The sequence below is a fragment of the Flavobacterium adiutor genome, assembly GCF_048282555.1.
GTDB lineage: Bacteria > Bacteroidota > Bacteroidia > Flavobacteriales > Flavobacteriaceae > Flavobacterium.
Genome location: NZ_CP182487.1, coordinates 1,116,408 through 1,137,802 on the forward strand (window position 1 = coordinate 1,116,408; position 21,395 = coordinate 1,137,802).

The window sequence follows — 21,395 nt, forward strand, 5'->3', positions numbered from 1 at the left end:
ATTCTAAATTTAAAAGAAATGGCTCCTAAAAAGAAGGTAATCAGTAAAGAAGATATTGTTTCAACATACATGAATCACGTGCTGGAAAAAGGCGAAAAACCAAAATCCGTTTACCATTTTGTTAAAGATAAAGATTTTACGGAGGCTGAATTTTATACTTTTTTTGGAACGCTGGAAGGTTTGGAAAAAGAAATTTTCAGATTGTTTTTTGAGAATACCGTCAAATTATTGCAGCAACACGAGGAATATCCGCAATATGATATGAAAAACAAAATGCTGAGTTTTTATTTCACGTTTTTCGAAATCCTGACTGCCAACAGAAGTTATGTACTGCAATCACTGAAAATCGACAGAAATCCATTGAAAAACTTAACGCAGCTTACTTCGCTCAGGGACAGTTTTAAAAAATATGTTGCTGAAATCCTGACGGATGATTACCGGCTTGAAGTTGAAAAACTGCAGCAGTTTCAGGAAAAAGCTATTCAGGAAAGTGCCTGGCTTCAATTGATGCTGACGATAAAATTCTGGAAAGATGATGAATCTGCGGCTTTTGAAAAAACAGATGTTTTTATCGAAAAATCCGTTAATGCTTCTTTTGAGTTAATGAATGTGACACCAATGAACCACCTGATAGATTTAGGAAAATTTCTATTCAAAGAAAAAATATACAGTAAACCATGAAAACAATCGATTATATACCGACGTCAAAAATAGAAAGAGCGGGAAAACTGGTGCAGACAGGAGCGAAAATTGGCGTAAACTACGTTAAACATTATGCCGAAAAAATAGTCAATCCCGATTTGACCCGCGATAAACTCAATGAAAATAATGCCGAAGATATTTATGACGGACTAAAAAGCCTAAAAGGAAGCGCTCTTAAAGTTGCCCAGATGCTGAGCATGGACAAAAACTTTCTGCCTCAGGCATATGTTGAGAAATTTTCGCTGTCACAGTTTTCTGTTCCGCCACTTTCAGCTCCTTTGGTTTTAAAGACTTTCAAAAACAATTTTGGCAAAACGCCTTATGAAATTTTTGATGAATTCAATGCTAATTCGGTTAACGCTGCCAGTATAGGTCAGGTGCATATGGCTAAAAAAGACGGAAAGAAACTGGCAGTAAAAATTCAGTATCCGGGTGTTGCCAACAGTATTTCGTCTGATTTAGCTTTGGTAAAACCAATTGCTATCCGAATGTTTAATTTGCAGGGAAAAGATTCAGATAAGTATTTTAAGGAAGTTGAAGACAAACTCATCGAAGAAACCAATTATTTGCTGGAATTAAAGCAAAGTGAAGAAGTTGTAAAAGCCTGTAGTAAAATTGAAAACATTCTTTTCCCGAATTACTATCCGGAATTTTCATCAGAAAAAATCATTACGATGGACTGGATGACCGGAATCCACCTTTCGGAGTTTACGGCTAAAGATTTTGATCGGCAGACCGGAGATAAAATAGGTCAGGCGCTTTGGGATTTCTACATGTACCAAATCCATGTTTTGCGAAAAGTACACGCTGATCCACATCCCGGAAACTTTTTGGTTGATGATCAAAACCGACTGATTGCCTTGGATTTTGGCTGTATGAAACAAATTCCAAATGACTTTTATATTCCGTATTTCGAATTGATCAATAAAAATGTCATTACCGATAAAAAACTTTTCAACGATAAATTATTCGAATTAGAAATCCTTCGCACAGATGATTCACCTGCTGAGGTTGACTATTTTACAGCCATGTTTCATGATTTGTTGTCACTGTTTACCAAACCATTTCAAAATGAAACTTTCGATTTTTCTAATGAGGAATTCTTCAACGCTATTGCCGAATTAGGAAAACGTTTCTCAGAAGATACCAACCTGAAAAAAATGAACGGTAATCGTGGCTCCAAACACTTTATTTACATGAACCGTACGTTCTTTGGTTTGTATAATTTAATGTTTGATCTGAAAGCGAAAATTGTCGTTAACCAATTTCAAAAATATAATTGATAGAAGAAATGACAGATCTGGAAAAAGACAGGATCATAGAAATGGCCTGGGAAGACAGAACTACTTTTGAGGCCATCTTTATGCAATTTGGTTTAAAGGAACAGGAAGTTATTCATTTAATGCGAATCGAAATGAAAGCTTCAAGTTTTAAAATGTGGCGAGAACGTGTTCAGGGGCGAAAAACCAAGCATGAAAAATTGCGAAACTTTAGAGAAGGTCGTTTTAAATGTTCCAGACAAAGAAATATAAGTCATAATAAAATTTCAAAAAGATGAGAAATATTCTAATTATCGGAGGGAGTAAAGGTATTGGAAATGCTGTTTTGAAGGAGCAGTTAGAGCATAATAACGTTTTTAATATCAGTAGGACAGCACCAAGTTTGACCAATGATAACCTGACTCATTTTAGTTTAGATGTTTTGCAGGATGAACTTCCTGATATCGAAAATATTGACACCTTGATTTATTGTCCGGGATCGATTAATTTAAAACCTATTTCGGGTTTGAGTGTTGATGATTTCAGAAATGACTTTGAAATCAATGTCATTGGTGCTGTAAAAGTAATTCAGAAATACCTGCCTGTTTTAAAAAAAGGCAAGCAGCCTTCCATTGTTTTGTTCAGCACCGTTGCGGCTAAATTAGGAATGCCTTTTCATGCCAGTATTGCAACTGCAAAAGCGGGTGTTGAAGGTTTGGTAAAATCACTAGGAGCTGAACTGGCTCCCACAATACGCGTCAATGCAATAGCACCCACAATCACCGAAACTTCACTTTCAGCATCTATTCTTAGAAATGATCGTATGAAAGAAAATATGGTCGAACGCCATCCCATGAAAAGTTATTTAAAACCTGATGAAGTAGCGAACATGGTCGATTTCCTGATTTCAGAAAAAGCAAATTCTATTTCAGGTCAGGTTTTTGAAATGGATTATGGTCTCGTGACTTTTAAAATCTAAGCGATCATGAAAATCCTCTTAACAGGCGCTACAGGTTATATAGGCAAACGCATTTTGCCTATTTTGGCTGCACAAGGTAACGAAGTAGTTTGCTGTGTAAGAGATAAAAACAGATTTTATGTTCCGGAAGATTTCAGAAAAAAAATACAGGTTATTGAAGTTGATTTTTTAGATAAGGAAACTTTAATAAATATCCCGGCAGATATTGATGCCGCATTCTATCTCATCCATTCCATGTCCGGTTCGGATACCAATTATGATGAATTAGAAAGTATTTCGGCAACTAATTTTTCAGAAAGAATCAATCAAACCCACGCACAGCAAATCTTATATTTAAGCGGAATCGTAAATGATAAATCGCTCTCAAAACATCTTTCTTCGCGAAAAAATGTCGAAAGTATTTTAGCAAAATCAAAAGTTCCGTTGACTACTTTAAGAGCAGGAATTATAGTAGGTTCAGGAAGTGCTTCTTTCGAAATTATCCGTGATCTGGTTAACAAACTTCCTGTCATGATTACGCCCAAATGGCTCAATACAAAATGCCAGCCTATCGCCATCAGTGATGTATTGGAATTTCTTTCAAAATCACTTTTAAACCCGGTTACTTACAACCAGAGTTTCGATATTGGAGGTCCTGATATTCTAACCTACAAAGAAATGTTACTGGCTTTCGCCGAAGCAAAAAAACTAAAAAGATATATTTTTACCATTCCCGTAATGACACCTAAATTGTCATCGTACTGGCTCTATTTTGTAACCTCGACCTCTTATAAATTGGCAACAGCTTTGGTAAGCAGTATGAAAGTTGAGGTCATTTGCAGCGATCATCGTATCAATGAACTTTTAGATGTTCAGCCCATCAGTTATAAAGAAGCACTTTCGAGAGCCTTGTTGAAAGTAGATGAAGACAAAGTCGTATCAAGCTGGAAAGATTCCCTCATCAGCGGAAGGTTTAGCCAAAGTCTTTCTTCACATATAAAAGTACCTAAAAAAGACTGTTACATTGACCGGCGAAAAAAAGAAATTGTGGATCGTGATTATACCATTAATAAAATCTGGTCCATAGGAGGCGAAACCGGCTGGTATTATGGCGATTGGCTCTGGAGTTTGAGAGGTTTTATCGATAAACTGTTTGGTGGTGTAGGCTCCCGTCGCGGAAGAACCAATAAACATACTCTTTATGCCGGCGATGCACTCGATTTTTGGCGTGTACTCTATGCCAATAAAAAAGAAGGAAAACTGATTTTGTACGCCGAAATGAAACTGCCTGGAGAGGCCTGGCTCGAATTCAAAATTATTCACAATACCTTATATCAGGCTGCAACATTTAAACCAAACGGCTTCTTAGGAAAATTATATTGGTATTCCGTACTGCCTTTTCACGGCTTTATCTTCAACGGAATGCTCAATAAATTGATTAAGTAGTTTCAGGAGCTAATTTACTTCGTCAGTTCGCTATCGCTCGTGTCAGCTGTACACTCTATCTTTTGTTTGCTCCGTATAGTTATCGGGACCGCACAAAAGGATGTTGTTTCCATCTGGGCTAGGGCATTAGTTTTTACAAGAGGTTTTTTTATTACAGAGTACATCCAATAGAATTATATCTCATAATTTGTAAATATTTATTTATACATTCGTAAATAACTATTTTATGTAGTTGTCAGATAGATCTACCCAAAATATGGTGGCTTTGTATGTTGTCATACATATATATAAGTTAGCGGAAAGCTGAGAATAATGCAGGAAAAAATAAAAGTAAATGAATTATATAATTGAAATTTGTGTTGCAATTGATATTGCAGTTTTAGGTATAGCTTATCCTATTTTAGTAGATAAAATCTCGAACATTGGAACGAAATATAAGTCTGAATACTTGCCAAATATATTTGATTCTGAATTTCCTCAAAATAAAATATTTAAAAAAAATTCAATCTTTCAACTAGTTTTAATATTAACTATATCCAGTTTTATCTTTAAAATTTTTTCATTTCAACCTATTGACTATTTTAAAGAAAATATTTTTATAAAAAACTCCGCAGATATTATAATATTTTTATTAACTGCTTTTTTAACTTTTTCTTTTTTTTACTGGCTAAATAAAATAATGCTTTATCAAGGAAAAGCATCTGAATTATTGAAATATCTAATTAACAAATATGAAAATCTAAAAGAGGAAAATCAATCTAAAACATATGTCTTAAAAACCATAAATGAATTTACAATTTATGCAATAGAAAATCAAGACATACATTTACAAGCATCATTGCTAGATTTTTACTCAAGCTTATTTATTAGTTATAAAGAAAATTTTAATCAAGAAGAGGGTCCAATTTATCCAAATGATTTATATAATATTACTAATGAGATAATTACTACCTCAATTGAAAATAAAAATAAAAAACTGAAAGCAATTGAGCATAAAGCTACCTCAGGAACTTGGTTATTAGGAGAAAGCTCTGGGTATAACAAAATTTCTAAAATTACCTATAATTGGATTTGGAGAAACATAGTTGATTCTAGCAAGAATAAAGAATTAATTTCAAATTATTGGCATTCGGCTTCACAATATTTCAATTATAGTCTTTCAAGAATAATTCCAGAATATAATATAAGAGAAATCATAAATCAAGAAGAAATACAAAAAGTAGATAAAGAAAGAAAACGTTTTCTAGAATTAAATTTTGCTTTAGGAGGCTTATTATATTATCAAAATAATTTTACTTCTTTAAAATATATCTTAACGTTTTCTCAGTCACAACCACCAACGTATCCTTTATTGCCCCAAACAATGGATGATATTTTTTATTGGTTTGATCATTTCAGTAATGAATTTAAAAATTTTGATGAACCAATTGACTATAAATATTATTTCCCAGAGATTGATAATTTAGGAATAAGTAGAGATATAAACCATAATATTTGCTTATACATTTCACTATTATTCGTTAGGCAGTTTACACAACAAACTATTTTTATATATCAAAATTTTAAAATATTTCATAATTTAACTGATGATTTACAAGAGCTATATTCATACAATGAAAGATTACCATATTTTAGAAATTGTATAGAGAAAATTATTTCAAATGTTGACTTATTAAACATTTTAGATTTTACTATAAATGATGCAGAAATAATTGAGACTTTTAATGAATTAGAAGCTAATATCAAGAATAAAATTGATTTAGAAAAGTTAAAAGCAAATTTATCTGAAGATAAAATTGAACTATTTACAAATACAACTAAAGAAAATATCACCAAAGCATTCAAAACCTACAAGGTAATTGAAAATGAGTCAGATTTCCTTAACGTTGATAACAATATTATATCTTCAATAAATGGTGAACTAATAATTTCTTCAAAATCATCATTTACTGAAAATGATATTCCAAATATTAATTTCGATTCTATTTATTCACAACATATAGCTAAAAATAAGATTAATTATTTCCTGCCAAATACATTTTTACTAGCAAAAACCAATAGATACCTTATTGAAAGAAAACAATTAATAGATGGTTTAGATAGGATTATTAAAAATTCAGATAATAAAATAATTATTCTAATTAGACCTAATTTCGATTCTAGACAATTACTTAAAAAGTCAAAATATGAGGATATTATTGTGGAAATCCCATCGACAAATCCCCACTTAAATGATATCTTTTTTATACTTGACAAAGAGTATCTTCCTAAATTTGAATCCAAAGACTTACCTGAAAAAGAAATAGAAAAATTCAAACTTAATTTACTTGATGATGAATATAAATTATATTCAAATGTTATAGATATAAACTTACCTGAAAATTCAGCATTAAAAAAAGAATATATTACAGATGATGATAAAGAACTAAAGGCATTAATTCTAATCTCTTTTATATTCCTTATAAAATGGAGAAAGGACCGAAAAATAACAATGTTAAGTTTAACGAGTCCATTTGAAGAAAAAGGAATTGTGAATGATCTTGATGAGTTAAAACCAATATAAAAGCCTTCCGCTAACAGCAAGGGATTCGTTGCGTGCGAAGCACGAACAATGAAGCCCGTGTTGAACGAAACCGCTGAGATTCCGCTACTATGGGGTTTTCGATAAAGGAGTCAGAAGAATTTCAAGAGGCTATTGCGCCTATTTTTTTTGAAGTGGTTTTTAAGATTGGTTTTTAAGTGTTTTCCTCAATTTTGATCATCATATTTAAAAGAACTTTGACTACTGCCTAAAACCAAAACCGTACGCTCAAAACGATTGATGAGTTTCTCAAAACCCGGAACTTCCCGCTTAGCCTCGTTGAGGATTTTGTTTTCTCTTAATTTTTCAACATTCTTTTTTTTGTAGTCATATCTTACAGATTTTAATTATATTCGTAAGGTATAAAATCACGGTAAGTGCTACCGAAGGTTTAGTTCAATACATGCTACAAGCAATTTGGACATTAGGTTTAATTTAAAGTTGGTTTTGTATTTGGTATGATTTGCTTCGACTTTCGCTAACCCCGAAATGGTAAATCCGAAGAATGGGCTTAATTTAGTCTCAAGCCCGCTGTAGTACCAGAACGTTAACTGTTGTTATAAAATCTTTGTCTAAAGAATATGATAAAAAAAATAATTATACTTGTTCTATTCTTAAATTCTCTCTTTAGTTTTTCTCAAATTGCAAATGATAGTTTAATAACTTCAATGAAAAATGCTAAAAAAATTTTACTAACTAGTCACGAGGATTTTGAGTTGTTTATCAAAAAGACAGGAGAAAGAAAAACCAAATTTAGACCTCTATTAAAAAATGAAAAGCCTAATAAGAAAATAATAAAAAAACAAATTTATTTAGATTTGAAATTAAAGAACGAATTAATTAATATTATTTCAAACCAAAAAAAAGACAGTTTAGTATACGACGGTAATTATTGTTTTGAGCCACATCATACCATATTTCTTTATAAAGAAAAAAAATGGTTATATATAGATTTATGTTTTGGATGCGACCATTATTCATATAGTAAAGAGCTGAAAATAAATAAAGACGATTTTTTAGTAACTTATGAAGATTGGCGAAAATTGGAAACATTTTTTAGAAACCAAAACTTAAACTATAAGATGCGAAAAAGAAAATAACAACAGCTAACAGCAAGAGTTTCGTTGCGTGGGTAGCACGAACACCCGAGCCTTGGCGAACGGACGAAGTCATCTACTTAATAATCCCAGCCTTATAAGCAGCAATCGCACGATCCCTCGCAAAGGCATGATCAATCATAGGTTCATTGTAACCCAAATCAAATTCAGGAATCCATTTGCGGATGTAGGTTCCTTTTTCGTCGAATTTCTTTTGCTGGATTTCCGGATTAAAAACCCTGAAATACGGAGCAGCATCACAGCCCGTTCCGGCAGCCCATTGCCAGTTGCCTACGTTGGAAGCTAATTCAAAATCTAATAATTTCTCTGCAAAATACGCTTCTCCCCATTGCCAGTTAATGAGTAAATGCTTGCATAAAAAACTCGCTACCACCATGCGAACACGGTTGTGCATGTAGCCGGTTTCATTGAGCTGTCTCATTCCGGCATCAACCATCGGATATCCGGTAGTTCCGGAACACCAACGTTTGAAATCGTCTTCGTTGTTACGCCATTGGATTCCATCATAAGCCGGCTTGAAATTATGACGGACACATTTCGGAAAGCTAAACAGAATCTGAATAAAGAATTCCCTCCAGATCAGTTCGCTTAAAAAAGTCTGATTTTTACGATTCGCCCAGTTCACTAATTTACGGATGCTTACCGTTCCAAAACGCAGATGTGGTGAAAGATAAGAGGTACTGTCTAAAGCCGGAAAATCACGTGTTTCTTTATAATTTCCAATCTGGGCTAAGTTGTGTGGCTGAACTTTTATGGTACTTCTTTCAAAACCAATTTTAGATAATTCAGGAAAAGGAAATTGTGTTTTTGCAAAGTTGCTCCATAATGGTTTGGTGTCATATTCAGGTGCTTGCCCGCAAAGCTGATATTTCTCCAGCCATTTGTTTTTGTATGGCGTGTAAACCGTGTAAGGAAGTCCGTCCGTTTTTGTGATTTCTTTTTCTTCAAAAATAACATGGTCTTTGAAAGAAAAGGCTTCGATGTTATTTTGTTTTAATAATTCGCCAATGGTCAAATCCCGTTTGATAGCATACGGTTCATAATCTTTATTAAAAAAAACATTTTGAATGTCAAATTCGGCAATAAGCGAATTCCATACTTCAAATGTTTTTCCTTTTCTGATTAGAAGTGAAGAATCAATTGTTTTAAGTTCCTGATTTATTTTTTCAAGTGAATCATAAATAAAACTGACTCTCGCATCATTTTTTGGGAGATTATCCAGAATTGCATCGTCAAAAATGAAAAGCGGAATCACAGGGGAATCAGATTGCAAGGCGTGAAACAAACCAGTATTGTCTTCTAAACGCAAATCACGTCTGAACCAGAAAAAGGTAACTTTTTGTTTTGGCATTGTATAAGTTTTCAATGAATATTTTTTTACCACATAGGGACATAGATTTTAATTTTATGGAAAAGTGTATAAAAAGAGAAACATATTTCTCAACACATAGCTATGTGTTTTTTATACAGGTGAAGCGCCTCTAACCAGAAGTAGATTCTATGTTTCTAAGTGTTTAAACTTAAAATCTGTAATTACACTTTCGAATTGAATAATTCATCGATTTTGGTACGACGAAAATCAAAGATGCCTTTGATTTTTTTATTTACGACCAACGTATTCATTATTCGTCCCAGAAACCCCAAAGGAATAGCATAATGTACAATGTCTGTCATTTTGGTTCCGCCATTTTCTGCCGGTTCAAAAAAGTGTTTGTGGTGCCATAAAGCATAAGGTCCAAAACGCTGTTCATCTATGAAATATTGGTTTTCCTGAGAAACGGTAATAATGGTTACCCAATTGATTTTAATTCCGAACAAAGGTTTTAAAGTATAGGTTATGATTTGTCCAGGATACATGCGCTTTCCGTCAAAATCCTGAATTTCGAAGTTCATGTCATTGGGTGTGATGGTTTGAAGGTTTTCGGGGCTTGAGAAAAAGTCCCAGCATTCTTCAATAGTAGCGTTAAGATGCTGAACGGTTTCTATTTTATATATTTTCATAGACTTGCATTTGAGAAAGTTCTTGATTTACGAATGCGTTAGGGGTTGCAGTGGAGCTCTCCCGATTTTTTATCGGGAAGCGGGAACGGAAAACCCGACCCCTGGGGAACGCCCAAATCATTTTACATTTTATAATACTTGAAAGGCACGAATAACATTCCGAAACATTCCCCGTGTTCTTTTCCTAAATGTTTATGGTGAATTTTATGTGCTTTTCGGAGGCCAACAAGATATCTGTTTTTGGTGTTTTTGAACCATTTAAAACGCTGGTGGATTAATACATCGTGAATCAAAAAATAACAGATACCATAGGTTGTAATGCCACAGGCTATAAAAAATAAATAATTGAAACCACCTTGGACTCCAAAGTAAAACAGCACAATACTCGGAACGGCGAAAATAACAAAGAAAATATCGTTCCGCTCAAAAGTATGTTCGTATTTAGGCTGGTGATGATCTGCATGGAAATACCACATCAGCCCATGCATAATGTATTTGTGCGTGAGCCAGGTAACGCATTCCATAAACAGAAAAACCCCTAAAAAGATTAAAAAAGAAATCATTTTTATTTTATTTTTTAGACTAATTTTAATTTGTAAGTTACGAAAGACTGAGCCAAAAGGCCTGCTTTAGTGTAATTTGAAACACGGATTCTTGAATTTCCAATTTCGGAGCAGGGTGTCTTTTTAAGCTTTTTTAGTAGTTTTTTATAATAGACAAAAGCGGTGTAAACCCCAAATTTAGCTTCAATGGGTAGTTTTATGATTCCCTGATAGGCGACTTTGAAATCTTCTTCAATTTCATTGATGATGGCTGTTTTTGCATTTTCATCGAATGAATTCAGATTAACTCCCGGAAAATAATTTCGGTTCAAAACAAGATTGTCATCTTTTAAATCCCTTAGAAAATTCACTTTTTGAAAAGCTGATCCTAATCGCATCGCTTGATTTTTGAGCTCCTCATATTTTTGATTGTTTCCCTTCACGAAAACTTTCAGACACATTAAGCCCACAACATCTGCTGAACCGTAAATATAATCTTCATATTCGGTCTGGGTGTTGTAGTTTGATTTGATGAGGTCAAGTTTCATGCTTTTTAAAAATGCCTGAACCAGATCGTCTGTGATGTTATATTCTTTGACAGTATGCTGAAAAGAATTAAGAATAGGATTGAGGCTAATTCCTAATTGTTTTGCTTTGTAATATTCTTTTTCGAAATCGTCAATAAGGTATTCTTTCTCATAGTCATGAAAAGAATCTACAATTTCGTCAGCAAAACGTACAAATCCGTAAATGCTGTAAATGGCATCGCGAATGCTTGGTGCCAGCATGTGTACGGCAAGCGAAAAAGAAGTGCTGTAGTTTTTGGTAACCAGCTTACTGCATTTGAAAGAAACGGTGTCGAACAATGATTTCATTTTATAAGATCTAAAGTGATTTTTGAATTAACTCAGCAACCAGTTTTCCTGAAATTAAAGCAGGCGGAACCCCTGGGCCAGGAACTGTTAATTGTCCTGTGAAAAATAAGTTACGTACTTTTTTGCTTTTTAGCTTTGGCCTTAAAAAAGCGGTTTGTAATAAGGTATTTGCCATTCCATAGGCATTTCCTTTGTATGCATTGTAATCCGCTACAAAATCGTTTTTACAGAATGATTTCTTAAATATAATATTATTTTTTAATTTTTGTTGTGTAATTTGCTCAAAACGAGAGATAATTTTTTCAAAATATTTTTCCCTAAGTGCTTCACTATCATTTATTCCCGGTGCTAACGGGATTAAAAAAAAGCCAGTTTCCATTCCTTCTGGTGCTGCTGTCGGATCTGTTTTTGATGGAAAATTAGCATAAAACAATGGCGCATCAGGCCATTTAGGGGCATCATAAATATCTGCGGCATGCTGATTGAAATCGACATCAAAGAATAAGGCATGATGCGTTATGTTTTCTATTTTTTTATCAAAACCGATAAAGAACAGGAGGGAAGAAGGTGCAAAGACACGGCTCTCCCAATAGTTGTCAGAATAAGCGCGATGTTGTTTTTCGAGTAAAGTTTCGGTATGCTGGTAATCGGCACCGCTTAAAATAATGTCCGACGGGATTGTTTTTCCGTTAATTACAATTCCGGTTGCGGTTTTGTTTTCAATAATTATTTTTTCAATTGCAGAATTGGTTTTGATTTTCACCCCTAATTCTAAAGCCAGTTTTTCGATTCCGCGAACCACATCAAACATTCCGGTTTTGGGATGCCAGGTGCCTAAGCCAAAATCGGCATAATTCATGAAATTGTAGAATGAAGGAGTTTTGGAAGGTTTCGCACCCAGAAACAAAACCGGGAATTCCAGAATCTGGATTAATCTCTCATTTTTGAATTCTTTCCGGATATCAGAGCTGACATTGCTAAGGAACTGATTAAGTTTTAAAATAGTTTTGGGCGTTATTAATTCCAAAGCAGAAACCCCGGGGCGATATACCAGATCTTTTATGGCAATATCGTAATTGCTTTTAGCATTACTGATGAAAGTTTGCAGCTTTTCACCGCTTCCTTTTTCGATAGATTCGAAAGTAGATTTTATCGCTTCAAGATTATCATAAATATTGATAAAATCATCAGTTCCAAAATAAACCCGGTATGCCGGATTTAACTTGATAAGCTCATAATAATCTGATTGTTTTTTATCGAAATCCTGAAAGAAACGTTCAAAAACATCCGGCATCCAATACCAGCTTGGTCCCATATCAAAGGTGAAACCGCTGCTTTTAAATTGTCGTGCCCTGCCGCCAATTGAATCATTTTTTTCGTAAATTGTTACTGTATGGCCTTGTTTTGCCAGATAGCAGGAAGCAGCTAAGGCAGAGAACCCGGACCCTATTATAGAGATGTTTCTTTTCATTTGTTTAACAAATGTACAAAAACTTTAAACAAATTTATATTTTTTGAAGTGTTTCTTCCATGCTGTCAAAAACAAAAGTTCTTTCAGAAAGTTTTTTTCGATCAATATGTTCTGTCATTTTACCTAACAGCCAAATCTCATTACTTTTTAAAAGTAATTTTTGTTCCATTATTTTTACATATTGATTCACAATACTGCGATCAGGCTGCACCGTCATAAAAGTTACAAATGTGATGGTGTTGAAATGCTTAGTAAGGTCCTCCAGATTTTCTATTGGCATACTTTCGCCCAGATAAATACTTTTATAACCTTTAAGTAAAATCTCGTATTGAAGGTACATTAATCCAATCTGATGAATTTCATTTAATGGTAATGAAAGTACAAATACTTTGTCTGTTCTGGTAGGTTTCAGAATTTGAAGCCCTTCAGTGTAAATTAATATTTTTTGCTTGATCAGATGGCTCATGAAATGTTCATTTGCCGGACTGATGGTTTGTGATTGCCATAAAAGTCCTAATTCTTTCAATAGGGGGAGAAAATGCTCTTTAAAAACCTGCTGGAATGATTTTTCAGAAATAAGCCAGTCAAAGGTGTTAAAAAAAAGTTCCTGATCAAAATTCATCATGGCCATTTTAAAAGAATTGATGGCATAGTTTTGCGAATTTTTCACGGAAATAATTTCTCGAACTAGCTGCGGAATTTTTTCTTCAGGAAATGTGGCTATTTTAGATATTTTGTAACCGTAATCATGTAGCAGTGTAATGTTGAGCAGCTTTTGCAAACTGACCAGATTATAAAGTCTTATATTGGTATCCGTTCGCATTGGTTCTAGAATGTTATATCTTTTTTCCCATATGCGAATAGTATGTGCTTTAATGCCGGATAAGTTTTCCAGATCTTTTATGCTGAAAACGGTTTTTATATTGTTTGCCATTTTTTGTTGTTGGATAGACAAAAATAAAATAAAATCTGAGATTATATTTAGAACATGATTAAAATGACAGATTTAGAACGCCAGGTTAAAAGGTAATTTTCGGGCAGTAAAGATTTTGAGTTTATGTAAAAAAGCAATCTGTAAAAGTACATCTACAGATTGCTTTAGTGTGATTTGTTATAATATTTTTTATTTACAGAAAGTAGCCCTGTTTTTAATAGCGCTCTGGCTGCCTAGTTCTATTGCTTTGGAGAAGTCTTTACAGCAATTTTTCTTGTCCCCGGATTTGTTATAAGCCAAAGCTCTAAGGTTATAGGCTACATAATCTTTAGGATTTAGCATAATAGAATAAGAGCAATCCTTTATAACATCAGCATAATTCAGCATTTTGTAATTGACATTAGCTCTGCCGGTAAAAGCATCAGCATTCATGTTGTCTAACTCAATGGTTTTGTTAAAATCAGCCAAAGCTCCCTGTAAGTCGTTTAGCTTGAATTTTGCGACACCTCTGTTTTGATAGGCTTCTACAAATTTTGAGTTCATACTGATTGCCTTAGTGTAGTCTGCAATTGCGCCTTTTGTGTTACCGGCTTCGGCTTTCTTCATCGCTTTGTCGAAATAAGCAGTTGCTGATTGCGACCATACTGAACAGGTCGCCATAAAAAATAAAGTAAGTAATACGTGTTTCATAAAAACTAATTTGGGGTTAATTGATATTTGTTAAACGAATATAGAAATATTTATTTGTAAGAGAATTTCTTTTGCCTAAAAATAGACTCAAATGAAGAAATAAATTTGTTTTTGTGCGTTATTTAAATGATAACCAGTTGTTAAAAAAAACAGAAAGATATTTGTTTAAATAAAAAAAGTCTTCTATTCTTTACAAATTAAATCCAAAAAATGAATTATTACATTTTTGATGAACGAAAGAAAACGTTTTAGTTTGTTTATAGTTGTTAAACCTTATTAAAATTTATTTTTTTGTTTCAATTCTTTGCTTACTTTCGCAACCAATATGAGAAGAATAATTATATTTCTGGTATTCATGAATTTCCTTCTGCTTGGCGGAGGGCAATATATCAATGCTGGTACATATCAAAATTCTTCAGCACAAAATTATGGGCATAAACACCGCGTAAAATATATCACCCATGAACAGGGAACTTCTATCATTGAAGAAGCAGATGTTGATCTGGATGAGGAATTTTTAGGTGACGATACTCTTAAAAATGATTTAGGAGGAAAAATTTTTGCCCCAAATTATAGTCTGCTTGATAATTGGTATCTGACGTTCTCAGATCAGATTGCTTTAAATTATCACCGTTATTTCAAATTCTTTGTGCCATTCTGTGGCTATTCCAATCCTATTTACATTACGCAGCGCGTTCTAAGAATCTGATCAATACTTATACATCGGTTGCCTGAGTTATGAGCATTCATATCTCGTGATGTATATTTTTACTTCTTCACATGGGACAGTTCTGTTCTAACTATGGTTACTGATGCTTTTTATCTCTAAAGGAGTCTTTTATTCCAAGCATTCAATCGCTTAATTTCCATACTTAAATCATGAAAAGAATTATTTTCACAGGCTTAATTGCCTTAGTGTGCCTAACCAGTTGTACATCTAAAAAAGAAGAAAAAGAGGAAGCAGAAAAATTTACAGTAACCAATCCTGTAAAAATTGACACTTCGTTTACCAAAGAGTATGTTTCGCAGATTCGTTCTGTACGAAACATCGAAATCCGCGCCCAGGAGAAAGGTTTTTTACAAAATATTTATGTGGATGAAGGGCAATTTGTAAAAGCAGGTCAGTTATTATTCAAAATCATGCCCAACATGTATCAGGCTGAATTGCTAAAAGCCCAGTCAGAACAAAAATCTGCAGAAATTGAAGTTTTAAACGCAAAGACCCTGGCAGATAAAAATATTGTTTCTAAAAATGAACTAAGTGTTGCCCAGGCAAAACTGCAGTCGGCAAAAGCAGAGGTGGCACTGGCTAAACTTCATTTGTCATTTACCGAAATCAGAGCACCTTTTGACGGAACTATTGACCGTATTCCGTTAAAATTAGGAAGTCTTATTGATGAAGGCGAGTTGTTAACCAGCCTTTCAGACAACTCTCAGATGTTTGCTTATTTTAATGTCTCTGAGCCGGAATATCTGCAATATCAAACAGATGTAAAAGACCGTGCAGAAACAAAAGTTGGTCTGCTATTGGCCAACGGAGAGCCTTTTAAATACAAAGGAAATGTGGAGGTTATCGAAAGCGAATTTGATAACGAAACCGGAAATATTGCTTTTAGAGCAAGATTCGCCAACAATTCAAAATTACTTAGAAACGGAGAAACCGGAAAAGTTCAGATGCTGGTTCCGTTGAAAAATGCTATTGTGATTCCACAAAAAGCGACTTACGAAATTCAGGATAAAAAATATGTTTTTGTAGTTGATAAAAATGACAAAGTAACTTCGAGAGAAATTACAATTACAGGGGAAATTCCGGATTTATATGTGATTAAAAGCGGTATTACAGAACAGGACAGAATCTTACTTGAAGGGATACAGAAAGTAAAAGAGAACGACAAAATTAAGTTTGATTACCAATCTCCTAAAGAGGTTATGAATCATTTACGTTTAAAAGCTGAATAGGTTTGTTTTACTAGTTTCAACTGAAGGCTGAATCTGAAACCTGAAACAGCTTTAAACTTCAGTAAGTTTAATCATTAAAAAATACAAAAATGTTTAATAAATTTATTCAAAGACCTGTTCTTTCGATAGTAATATCGTTGATAATTGTCTTTTTAGGGGTATTGTCGGTATTGAGTTTGCCTATTACTCAATTCCCTACCATTTCACCTCCAATGGTGAATGTTACTGCAGATTATCCGGGATCTAATGGAGAATTAATGGTTAAGGCGGTTGTAATTCCTTTGGAAAGAGCCTTAAACGGAGTTCCTGGAATGAAGTATATGTCTTCAGATGCCGGAAACGATGGTGAAGCAACAATAAAAGTAGTTTTTAACTTAGGTACAGATCCTAACCAGGCTGCGATTAACGTTCAGAACCGTGTGGCTTCTGTTACCAATAAACTTCCTCCTTTGGTAATTCGTGAAGGTATCAAAATTACCAGAGAGGTACCAAGTATGCTGATGTACGTGAACCTTTATAGTACAGACCCAAATACCGACATGAAGTTCTTATACAACTATGCCGATATTAACGTACTTTCAGAATTAAAAAGGGTGAACGGTATTGGTTCAGGAGATATCTTAGGGACACGTGAATATGCCATGCGTATCTGGCTGAAACCGGATCGTATGCTGGCTTATAAAATTTCTGCCGATGAGGTGATGGAAGCTTTATCCAGCCAGAGTCTGGAGGCCTCTCCGGGTAAAACAGGGGAAAGTTCAGGAAAACGCTCTCAGGCATTTGAATATGTGTTGAAATATTCTGGGCGTTTTACTACAAAAGAACAATATGAGAATATTGTCGTAAAATCAAATCCAAACGGAGAACTTTTACGTTTAAAAGATATTGCTAGAGTAGAGTTTGGAAGCTCAATGTATGATATTTATTCGAATTTGAACGGAAGACCTTCAGCAGCAATTGTATTAAAACAATCTTTTGGAAGTAATGCCAATCAGGTTATTGAAGAAGTAAAAGCAAAACTGGAAAAAATCAAGCAAAGATTTCCAAAAGGAATGGATTATGAAATTTCGTATGACGTTTCTAAATTCCTTGACGCTTCTATTGAAAAGGTAATTCACACGCTGGTTGAAGCTTTTATACTGGTAGGTTTGGTCGTTTTCCTTTTCCTTGGAGACTGGCGTTCAACGGTTATTCCGGCCATTGCGGTTCCGGTATCGCTGGTAGGAACCTTTGTGTTTATGACATTTTTTGATATTTCGCTGAACTTAATTACGTTATTCGCTTTGGTATTAGCAATTGGAGTCGTCGTCGATGATGCGATTGTGGTTATCGAAGCCGTTCATGCGAAGATGGAAGAGGAACATCTGTCGCCATTTAAGGCTACTAAAAAAGCGATGCATGAAATTGCGGGGGCAATCATTGCAATTACTTTTCTTATGGCGGCAGTATTTATTCCGGTAGCGTTTATGTCAGGCCCTGTTGGAGTATTTTACAGACAATTTTCGGTTACCATGGCAACGGCAATTATCCTGTCAGGTATTGTAGCATTGACACTGACTCCGGCTTTGTGCGCAATGATGTTAAAAAACAATCATGGTAAACCTAAGAAAAAAACTCTTGCTGATCGGTTTATCGATGGATTCAATAACAAATTTAATCTGGCGCAGGGCAAGTACCAGAATTTATTACGTAAAATTGTCAACAGAAGAGTGGTTACTATTGTGGCGCTTTTAGGATTTTGTGCCGGAACATGGCTAATAAGCAGTAATGTACCTTCTGGATTTATTCCAAATGAGGATCAGGGAATGTTTTATGCGGTTATCCAGACACCACCAGGATCTTCACTAGAAAGAACCAACAATATTGCAGAGAGAGTTCAAAAAATTGCAGAGCATATTGATGGAGTGAAATCAGTTTCTTCATTAGCAGGTTATGAAATCCTCTCAGAAGGTACAGGAGCAAACTCAGGGACTTGTTTGGTGAATTTAAAAGACTGGAGTGAAAGAAAAGAATCTGTTGTGGAGATTATGCATGAAATGGAGGAAGAATGCAAAGATATCGCAGGAGCTAATATTGAGTTTTTCCAACCGCCAGCCGTACCTGGTTATGGAGCAGCAGGAGGATTTGAGCTTCGTTTGTTAGATAAAACAGGTTCAGGAGATTACAAGAAAATGGAGCAAGTAAACAACGATTTTGTAGCTGAATTAAACAAGCAGCCTGAATTATCTAATGTATTTAGTTTTTACAGTGCGAGTTTCCCACAATTTATGATGAAAGTAGATAATGATCTGGCGCAGCAGAAAGGGGTTTCAATCGAAAATGCCATGAATTCCCTGTCAACTCTTGTGGGGAGTAATTATGAAATCAGTTTTATCAAATTTGGAATTAACTATAAAGTAATCGTTCAGGCTTCACCGGAATATCGTGCACAGCCAGATGATATTTTGAAGTTGTATGTGAAAAACAATCGTGATGAGATGGTGCCGTATTCTGCTTTTATGAGATTGGAGAAAGTTTATGGACTTTCAGAGATTACACGTCATAATATGTACACTTCTACGCAGATTAGCGGTTCTCCGGCTGCGGGTTACAGTTCTGGTACCGCTATTAAAGTGATTCAGGAAGTGGCTGCGAAAAAATTACCAAGAGGATATGATATTGACTGGGCTGGAATCTCTGCCGATGAGGTAGCACAGGGCAATCAGGCAATCTGGGTATTTTTAATTTGTTTAGGATTCGTATATCTGGTTCTGGCAGCTCAGTACGAAAGTTTTATTTTGCCATTATCTGTAATTCTTTCTCTTCCTGCCGGTATTTTTGGTGCTTTCCTTTTATTGCAGATTGCAGGATTGGAAAACAACATTTATGCGCAGGTAGCCATGGTAATGCTTATCGGATTATTAGGTAAAAATGCCGTATTGATTGTAGAGTTTGCGATCCAGAGACATGCTGCAGGCAAAACGGTTTTAGAGGCGGCTATGGAAGGTGCAAAAGCAAGGTTCCGTCCTATTTTGATGACTTCATTCGCATTTATTGCCGGATTAATACCGCTTGTTTTTGCCACTGGTCCGGGAAAAATTGGTAACCGAACTATTGGTACAGCAGCAGCAGGAGGGATGTTAATCGGAACTATTTGCGGAGTATTCGTAATTCCGGGCTTGTATTACATCTTTGCTAAAATTGCCGAGAAACATAAACTGGTAAAACATGAAGAAGAAAATCCATTAACTGAAGAAATTGACAACAATCATGTATAAATTCAAAGCATATCAATATAGTATTGCATTAGGTCTTTGTCTTGCTGTAGTGGGCTGTAAAGCCCCTGTAGCCGAGACCGCAACGGCAAGTGCCCCTGTTCCGGAATCTTTTGGAGCAGTCAAAAATCTGGATACAGTCAATACTGGTTCTATGAAGTGGAGGACATTTTTTAAGGACCAAAATCTGATTGACCTAATTGATGCAGCCTTAAAAAACAATCAGGAACTAAACATTACTTTGCAGGAAATCGAAATTGCAAAAAATGATATCCGTGTTAAAAAGGGACTTTTACTGCCATCTGTAGGTGTACGAGCAGGTGCAGGAGTAGAAAAAGTAGGGCGCTACACCAGTCAGGGTGCGGGTGATGCTACTACTGAAATTAAACCAGGTGTAGAAATGCCAGATCCTTTAGGAGATTTTACCATTGCAGCCTATGCCAACTGGGAAGTAGATATCTGGAAAAAACTGCGCAATTCTAAAAAAGCAGCATTGAACCGTTATCTGGCAACTGTAGAAGGCAAAAACTTTGTGATTACCAACCTGATTGCTGAGATTGCCGATTCCTATTACGAATTATTAGCTTTAGACAGTCAGCTGGATATTGTAAAACAAACTATTGAATTGCAAACCAATGCTTTAGAAATTGTAAAAATTCAAAAGCAAGCTGCCAGAGCTACAGAACTTGGCGTGCAGAAGTTTCAGGCTGAGGTGTTGACTTCTAAAAGTTTAGAGTTTGATATTCTTCAGAAAATTAAAGAAAATGAGAATAAAATCAATTTCTTATTAGGAAGATATCCGCAGGAAGTAAAGAGAACCAATACTAACTTTTTAACGTTATTGCCTGCAGAAGTAAAATCCGGAATTCCGTCTCAGTTATTGATGAACCGTCCCGATGTGAAACAAGCCGAATTAGAACTGGTGGCAGCCAAATTGGATGTAAAAGTAGCCCGTGCCGAGTTTTATCCTTCATTGGATATTTCGGCAGCTTTTGGCGTACAGGCTTTTAAACCGTCTTATTTGTTCACGTTTCCGGAATCTATTTTGTACTCGCTGGCAGGAGATCTTGCAGCACCGCTGATTAACAGAAATGCTATTAAAGCTGAGTTCTCAAGTGCCAATGCCAGACAGCTTCAGGCGTTGTACAACTACGACCGTACCATTTTGAATGCCTATCTGGAAGTTTCGAATCAGCTTTCTAAAATTGATAATTTACAAAAAAGCTACGATTTAAAATCACAGCAGGTGGATGCCTTAAATAAATCGATTGAGGTTTCGAATGATTTGTTTAAATCGGCAAGAGTAGATTATTTCGAAGTTTTGATGACACAGCGTGACGCTTTAGAATCAAAATTAGAATTGATAGACACCAAAAAAGAACAGCTCAACGCAGCAGTCTATGTCTACAGAGACTTAGGAGGCGGCTGGAAATAATATCATTTTTTTTATTAATAGTTGTAGGATTGAACCTCCCGGAAAAGTTAGCATTTTCGGGAGGTTTTTTTGTCGATCATTTGGTGGTTGAAATTCTTTTGTAATAATAAGATTGTTATATTAGCAGAGATAAATTCAAGTATATTTTTATTTCTGGTATTAATGTTTAT

General features: G+C 34.8%; 18 protein-coding genes. 11 read left to right on the top strand and 7 right to left on the bottom strand.

Annotated elements, in window-relative coordinates; all coding sequences use genetic code 11:
* Positions 1–18: 18 nt before the first annotated feature.
* The 7 genes from ACNC7R_RS04895 to ACNC7R_RS04925 all read left to right on the top strand — a co-directional run bounded on the left by ACNC7R_RS04895 (position 19) and on the right by ACNC7R_RS04925 (position 8,046).
* Positions 19–681 carry a TetR family transcriptional regulator C-terminal domain-containing protein gene (locus ACNC7R_RS04895; RefSeq protein WP_417943142.1) on the top strand — a complete coding sequence of 221 codons (663 nt, stop codon included), beginning with the start codon at positions 19–21 and terminating at the stop codon, positions 679–681.
* Positions 678–1,985 carry an ABC1 kinase family protein gene (locus ACNC7R_RS04900; protein ID WP_417939851.1) on the top strand — a complete coding sequence of 436 codons (1,308 nt, stop codon included), beginning with the start codon at positions 678–680 and terminating at the stop codon, positions 1,983–1,985. The genes ACNC7R_RS04895 and ACNC7R_RS04900 overlap by 4 nt, the downstream gene beginning before the upstream one ends.
* Positions 1,986–1,993: 8 nt before the next feature.
* Positions 1,994–2,260 carry a TIGR03643 family protein gene (locus tag ACNC7R_RS04905; protein WP_417939852.1) on the top strand — a complete coding sequence of 89 codons (267 nt, stop codon included), beginning with the start codon at positions 1,994–1,996 and terminating at the stop codon, positions 2,258–2,260.
* Positions 2,257–2,940, top strand: a complete 684-nt coding sequence (locus ACNC7R_RS04910) for an SDR family NAD(P)-dependent oxidoreductase (protein WP_417939853.1) — start codon at positions 2,257–2,259, stop codon at positions 2,938–2,940. Before ACNC7R_RS04905 ends, ACNC7R_RS04910 begins: the two co-directional genes overlap by 4 nt.
* Before the next feature lie 6 nt (positions 2,941–2,946).
* Entirely contained in the window at positions 2,947–4,365 is a 1,419-nt protein-coding gene (locus ACNC7R_RS04915) for an SDR family oxidoreductase (protein ID WP_417939854.1), read from the top strand.
* 334 nt (positions 4,366–4,699) lie between these two features.
* On the top strand, positions 4,700–6,928 hold the full coding sequence (locus tag ACNC7R_RS04920) for a hypothetical protein (protein ID WP_417939855.1): 2,229 nt from the start codon (positions 4,700–4,702) through the stop codon (positions 6,926–6,928).
* A gap of 599 nt (positions 6,929–7,527) precedes the next feature.
* Positions 7,528–8,046 carry a hypothetical protein gene (locus tag ACNC7R_RS04925; protein ID WP_417939856.1) on the top strand — a complete coding sequence of 173 codons (519 nt, stop codon included), beginning with the start codon at positions 7,528–7,530 and terminating at the stop codon, positions 8,044–8,046.
* A 73-nt stretch (positions 8,047–8,119) separates the two neighbouring features.
* Here ACNC7R_RS04925 and ACNC7R_RS04930 read toward each other — a convergent pair whose 3' ends face one another.
* The 7 genes from ACNC7R_RS04930 to ACNC7R_RS04960 form a co-directional block, all read right to left on the bottom strand.
* Positions 8,120–9,415 carry a cryptochrome/photolyase family protein gene (locus ACNC7R_RS04930; RefSeq protein WP_417939857.1) on the bottom strand — a complete coding sequence of 432 codons (1,296 nt, stop codon included), beginning with the start codon at positions 9,413–9,415 and terminating at the stop codon, positions 8,120–8,122.
* Positions 9,416–9,597: 182 nt separating this feature from the next.
* On the bottom strand, positions 9,598–10,065 hold the full coding sequence (locus tag ACNC7R_RS04935; protein ID WP_417939858.1) for an SRPBCC family protein: 468 nt from the start codon (positions 10,063–10,065) through the stop codon (positions 9,598–9,600).
* Positions 10,066–10,187: 122 nt separating this feature from the next.
* The gene (locus ACNC7R_RS04940) at positions 10,188–10,628 is read right to left on the bottom strand and encodes a carotene hydroxylase (RefSeq protein WP_417939859.1); all 441 of its coding nucleotides are present in this window, start codon (positions 10,626–10,628) and stop codon (positions 10,188–10,190) included.
* Positions 10,629–10,642: 14 nt separating this feature from the next.
* Positions 10,643–11,482, bottom strand: a complete 840-nt coding sequence (locus ACNC7R_RS04945; RefSeq protein WP_417939860.1) for a phytoene/squalene synthase family protein — start codon at positions 11,480–11,482, stop codon at positions 10,643–10,645.
* A 10-nt stretch (positions 11,483–11,492) separates the two neighbouring features.
* Entirely contained in the window at positions 11,493–12,953 is a 1,461-nt protein-coding gene (locus ACNC7R_RS04950; RefSeq protein WP_417939861.1) for a phytoene desaturase family protein, read from the bottom strand.
* Positions 12,954–12,987: 34 nt separating this feature from the next.
* Positions 12,988–13,887: a MerR family transcriptional regulator gene (locus ACNC7R_RS04955; protein ID WP_417939862.1), complete on the bottom strand. Its 900-nt coding sequence runs from the start codon at positions 13,885–13,887 to the stop codon at positions 12,988–12,990.
* 189 nt (positions 13,888–14,076) lie between these two features.
* Positions 14,077–14,577 (bottom strand): tetratricopeptide repeat protein, encoded by a 501-nt coding sequence (locus ACNC7R_RS04960; RefSeq protein WP_417939863.1) that lies wholly within the window; start codon positions 14,575–14,577, stop codon positions 14,077–14,079.
* Positions 14,578–14,932: 355 nt separating this feature from the next.
* Between ACNC7R_RS04960 and ACNC7R_RS04965 the strand changes: the two genes are divergently transcribed.
* From ACNC7R_RS04965 to ACNC7R_RS04980, 4 genes are all read left to right on the top strand, one after another.
* Positions 14,933–15,286: a hypothetical protein gene (locus ACNC7R_RS04965; protein ID WP_417939864.1), complete on the top strand. Its 354-nt coding sequence runs from the start codon at positions 14,933–14,935 to the stop codon at positions 15,284–15,286.
* Between the two features lie 170 nt (positions 15,287–15,456).
* On the top strand, positions 15,457–16,536 hold the full coding sequence (locus tag ACNC7R_RS04970) for an efflux RND transporter periplasmic adaptor subunit (protein ID WP_417939865.1): 1,080 nt from the start codon (positions 15,457–15,459) through the stop codon (positions 16,534–16,536).
* An 89-nt stretch (positions 16,537–16,625) separates the two neighbouring features.
* The gene (locus ACNC7R_RS04975) at positions 16,626–19,793 is read left to right on the top strand and encodes an efflux RND transporter permease subunit (protein WP_417939866.1); all 3,168 of its coding nucleotides are present in this window, start codon (positions 16,626–16,628) and stop codon (positions 19,791–19,793) included.
* Positions 19,786–21,225: a TolC family protein gene (locus tag ACNC7R_RS04980; RefSeq protein ID WP_417939867.1), complete on the top strand. Its 1,440-nt coding sequence runs from the start codon at positions 19,786–19,788 to the stop codon at positions 21,223–21,225. The genes ACNC7R_RS04975 and ACNC7R_RS04980 overlap by 8 nt, the downstream gene beginning before the upstream one ends.
* Positions 21,226–21,395 lie beyond the last annotated feature (170 nt).

Bases quoted from the DNA above. Each gene is read 5' to 3' on its own strand.
- ACNC7R_RS04895 (WP_417943142.1), top strand. From the start codon at position 19: ATGGCTCCTAAAAAGAAGGTAATCAGTAAAGAAGATATTGTTTCAACA.
- ACNC7R_RS04900 (WP_417939851.1), top strand. From the start codon at position 678: ATGAAAACAATCGATTATATACCGACGTCAAAAATAGAAAGAGCGGGA.
- ACNC7R_RS04905 (WP_417939852.1), top strand. From the start codon at position 1,994: ATGACAGATCTGGAAAAAGACAGGATCATAGAAATGGCCTGGGAAGAC.
- ACNC7R_RS04910 (WP_417939853.1), top strand. From the start codon at position 2,257: ATGAGAAATATTCTAATTATCGGAGGGAGTAAAGGTATTGGAAATGCT.
- ACNC7R_RS04915 (WP_417939854.1), top strand. From the start codon at position 2,947: ATGAAAATCCTCTTAACAGGCGCTACAGGTTATATAGGCAAACGCATT.
- ACNC7R_RS04920 (WP_417939855.1), top strand. From the start codon at position 4,700: ATGAATTATATAATTGAAATTTGTGTTGCAATTGATATTGCAGTTTTA.
- ACNC7R_RS04925 (WP_417939856.1), top strand. From the start codon at position 7,528: ATGATAAAAAAAATAATTATACTTGTTCTATTCTTAAATTCTCTCTTT.
- ACNC7R_RS04930 (WP_417939857.1), bottom strand. From the start codon at position 9,415: ATGCCAAAACAAAAAGTTACCTTTTTCTGGTTCAGACGTGATTTGCGT.
- ACNC7R_RS04935 (WP_417939858.1), bottom strand. From the start codon at position 10,065: ATGAAAATATATAAAATAGAAACCGTTCAGCATCTTAACGCTACTATT.
- ACNC7R_RS04940 (WP_417939859.1), bottom strand. From the start codon at position 10,628: ATGATTTCTTTTTTAATCTTTTTAGGGGTTTTTCTGTTTATGGAATGC.
- ACNC7R_RS04945 (WP_417939860.1), bottom strand. From the start codon at position 11,482: ATGAAATCATTGTTCGACACCGTTTCTTTCAAATGCAGTAAGCTGGTT.
- ACNC7R_RS04950 (WP_417939861.1), bottom strand. From the start codon at position 12,953: ATGAAAAGAAACATCTCTATAATAGGGTCCGGGTTCTCTGCCTTAGCT.
- ACNC7R_RS04955 (WP_417939862.1), bottom strand. From the start codon at position 13,887: ATGGCAAACAATATAAAAACCGTTTTCAGCATAAAAGATCTGGAAAAC.
- ACNC7R_RS04960 (WP_417939863.1), bottom strand. From the start codon at position 14,577: ATGAAACACGTATTACTTACTTTATTTTTTATGGCGACCTGTTCAGTA.
- ACNC7R_RS04965 (WP_417939864.1), top strand. From the start codon at position 14,933: ATGAATTTCCTTCTGCTTGGCGGAGGGCAATATATCAATGCTGGTACA.
- ACNC7R_RS04970 (WP_417939865.1), top strand. From the start codon at position 15,457: ATGAAAAGAATTATTTTCACAGGCTTAATTGCCTTAGTGTGCCTAACC.
- ACNC7R_RS04975 (WP_417939866.1), top strand. From the start codon at position 16,626: ATGTTTAATAAATTTATTCAAAGACCTGTTCTTTCGATAGTAATATCG.
- ACNC7R_RS04980 (WP_417939867.1), top strand. From the start codon at position 19,786: ATGTATAAATTCAAAGCATATCAATATAGTATTGCATTAGGTCTTTGT.